The sequence below is a fragment of the Nocardia sp. NPDC004582 genome (assembly GCF_053602115.1).
In genome coordinates this window covers 1-3,495 of record NZ_JBSGCY010000267.1, presented here as the reverse complement: position 1 = coordinate 3,495, position 3,495 = coordinate 1, and the positions used below count along the sequence as shown (strand labels likewise).

1 protein-coding gene and 2 pseudogenes are annotated in these 3,495 nt (G+C 72.2%); 2 read left to right on the top strand and 1 reads right to left on the bottom strand.

The window, feature by feature from the left end:
* Window positions 1-168 precede the first annotated feature (168 nt).
* Window positions 169-315, bottom strand: a pseudogene (locus tag ACWELJ_RS33760) (IniB N-terminal domain-containing protein); the annotation flags it as partial.
* Window positions 316-629: 314 nt separating this feature from the next.
* Between ACWELJ_RS33760 and ACWELJ_RS33755 the strand changes: the two are divergent.
* Together ACWELJ_RS33755 and ACWELJ_RS33750 are read left to right on the top strand one after the other, a co-directional pair.
* Complete coding sequence (locus ACWELJ_RS33755; RefSeq protein WP_452370123.1) at window positions 630-2,423, top strand: Hsp70 family protein; 1,794 nt, start codon at window positions 630-632, stop codon at window positions 2,421-2,423.
* Between the two features lie 76 nt (window positions 2,424-2,499).
* A pseudogene (locus ACWELJ_RS33750) lies at window positions 2,500-3,495 on the top strand (LuxR C-terminal-related transcriptional regulator); the annotation flags it as partial.

Sequence of the window (3,495 nt, the reverse complement as noted above, 5' to 3'; positions counted from 1 at the left end):
ACAGTCCATCGCGCAGCTGTTCGATCTACCGCCCTTGCCGCCCACCGAGACTCGCATCGCCACCGCCGACGGCGGCGGCGAGGTGATGGCCAGGCCGGTGGCCCCGCCCGCGGCGATGATGCTCGACAGCTGCGAACCTCCGGCAACCAGCGCGGACTCGGCCACCATCGGCGCCACGGCCGCGATATCCTCCGGGGTCACGGTGTCCAGGCCGGCGGCGGCGAGGGCCGCGCCCGGATTGGTGCAATAGCTGACGGCGGCCTCGTGGTCGCGCAGCAGGTTGAGGATGAACTCGAGAATTGCGTTGGGGCTCATGATGAATCGTCTCCCTGGTGGGGCGGGCCCCGTTGACCCGCACTGCTCGAATTGACTTTCACGTTAGGAAGACGAGTTGTTACGCGTAAGGGGTGAAGTCCCCCGGTTTCCCCATCGATCACCTTGGGGGTCCGGCGAACATTAGGGGAATTTCCCCAAACCTGCCGGGGAAACGGTAACGAGAACCCCCCAGCTACCGACAGGCTCGGTGGGCCGCCCGGCCTAACAGAGGGTTTTCAGACATATCGGACCAAGAGCTTTCGAGCGGCACGCGCAACACCCACCGCGTGTCCGGTAATGACAGGGGAACTCGAATGAGTCAGGGGCTGGCGCTCGGCATCACCGTCGGGTCGTCGAACACGGTTGCCGTGACAACTTCGGGGGGACAACACAAGCTCCATACCCGGCCCAGCACGCTGGGCGCGGAGACGGAGATTCCGGACAGTTTCCTGTCCCGGGTCGGCGATCCGGTGGACATCCGCACCCGCGACGGCTCCGTCGTCCGGGCCGCGGACCTGGTGGCGGCCGCCATCGGCCGCGTGGTGACGGATATGGGCCCGGCGGGCGCGTCGGTCGCCTGCTACCCGGCCTGGTGGTCACAGCACACCGTGGAGACGCAGCGGACCGCGCTGGACGAGACCGGATTGGGCGAGGTCGCCCTGGTCCCGGAACCGGCCGCGGCCATGCGCTGGCTGCAGGACGTACGCGACTCGAGCCATGACGGCGCGATGGTGGTGTACGACCTCGGAGCCACCGGACTGACCGTCTCGGTCGCCCGCACGGGCGCCATGTCGGGTCTGCTCGGCGAACCGGTCCGCAGCACCACGGTGGCGGGTTCGGAATTCGATCTGCTGACGATGCGATATGTCCTCGCCTATGCGGTCGGCGAAAAAGATTTCGATCCTTTCGACCCGGTAGTGGAACAAGAATTGTCGGCGCTCCGGGAACGCTGCAAAATTGCGAAAGAAACTCTCTCCACAAATACCGCCACCATGGTGCCGGTGCGTTTGCCCATGCTCGGCGTCGCCGAGGTGCGATTGGTTCGCGACGATATCGAGGAGCTGCTGCGGGGTCCGCTCCTCGGTTCGACCGACCTGGTCCGCGAGGCCCTGCGCCGCGCCGGACTCGGCATCGCCGATCTGGACGGCTTCCTGCTCACCGGCGGCGGCGCGAGCATCCCGCTGGTGACCGAGCTGCTGTCCACCGAATTCGGCGTCCCGGTCGCGGCCGCCGCCGACCCGGCCCACCTGAGCGCGCACGGCGCGGCCCTGCTGGCCGCCGACCTGCTGGCCGACATGACCGAGACCGAGGCGCACCCGGCCATCGTGATCGGCGGCCAGACCTACGCCGAGGCCGACGGCGACGCCACGCTCACTCCGCCCCGGACCGCGGCGGGCCGGCCCCGCCGCACCGGCTCCTTACCCGAGCCCACCGAGGCCGCCTCACCGGCGGCTGCCGGACCGGCGGAGACGGCGGAACCCGCTGCGGCTCCGCGTATTCCGCTGCTGCCCGAACTCCCCGCCGAGGAACCGCGGAGCGGCTTCCGGCACTGGAAGCGGCTGGCCGTGTTCGGCGCGGCCGCCGTCGCGGTGGCCGCCGTGGCGACCGGCACGCTGGCCATGGGCACCGGCGACCGGTCCACGCCCGCGAATCCCGCGGGGACGCAACCCCCTTCGACCTCGGCGGTGGCACTGGACAAGAACGCGCCCGCCGGCGGGGTCACCCCCTCCGGCACGCCCGCCGCGGCCGTGCCGGGCAGTCCGATCGCCGCGGTGAACTCTCCGCAGCCGCCCGCCGGCACCCAGCCCGGCACCCCGGCCTCCCCCGCCGGGGGCGCTCCGGCTGCCCCGGGCGGCCAGTCGGATATCCCTGCCCAGCAACAGAATCCGGCGCCGGAGCAGTCGCCGCAGACCCAGCAGGCGCAGCCGCAACCCGCGCCGCAACCGCAACCCCAACCGCAGCCGCAGCCGCCCGCCACGGGGCAGCAGCCGCCGGTGCAGACCCTGCAGTTGCCGCAGCCCCCCATGGTGCCGGCGCCCCAGCTCCCGACGGGAGCCTTGAACAACGCCGTCGACGGACTCGGGAAAATTCCCGGTACGCACGGCTGAGAGTTGGTTCCTCGTGACAGGCGTTACCCCAGTCGCGCTCGATTCACTTCCGGGCGCGCGAGAGATCTTCCGGGACTTGGATTCCGGCGATTCCGGTGCGGTGCTGTACCTCATCCGCGGCCGTTCCGGCACCGGTAAGTCCACCCTGCTGGGCGCGATCCGGGCGCGGCTGCGCGCCCGCGGCGTCACGCTCACCGACCATCCGGCGCAGGCCCCGCGGCCCGGCGGCGGCGCGGAGACCGGGCGTCCCCGGATCGCCCTGGTCGTCGACGACGCGCACACCCTCGGCGCGGCCGAGTTCGAACTGCTGTGCGCCGCCGCCGAATCCGGGGAGTTCCCGGTCGTGATCGCGTTGCGCTCGCGCCCGCACGACGCCCGGTTGCGCGGGCTCACCGATCTGGTGGCCCGCCGCGGCCGCGTGATCGATCTGCGCGCCCTGGGCGCGACCGAGATCGCGCCGTTCGCACGGGAATTGGGCATGATGGTGCCGCGCGGCCTGGCTCAGCACATCCATCGCCAGACCGGCGGCATCCACGGCGGTGTGGTGGCCGCCCTGACCGCCGCCTGCGCGACCCGCCTGGACGCGGGCGTGACGGCCGTCGACCAGGCGGTGACCGCGTGGGCCCGGAACCGGCTCGACGACGCCGACCCGGACCTGCTCGACGCCCTGGCGGTGGCCGCCATCGGCGCGGGCCTGGACACCGGCGAACTCACCGAGGTCCTCGACCTCTCCCCCGCCGACGCCCAGAGCCTGGTGGACCGGGCCCGGGGCAGCGCGCTGGTCACCGATGCCGATCTGCTGCTGACGCCGGCGGTCGCGCCGCTGCGCACCCTGGTCGGCGACCGCCGTTTCCTGACGGTCGCCCGCCGGCTGTTGCACGCCCGCCTGGACGCCGGACTGCTGCGCGACCACACCGCGCTGCTGCTCGCCGAGTCCGGACTCCGCGACGAGCGGCTGGCCGCGTTCCTGTGCGCCGCCGCGGAACGCGCCGGTGACGAGGCCGTCCGCTACTACGGGTCCGCGGCCGCCGCCGGGGCCGACCCGGAGGCGCTGGCGGTCCGCTGGGCCGAC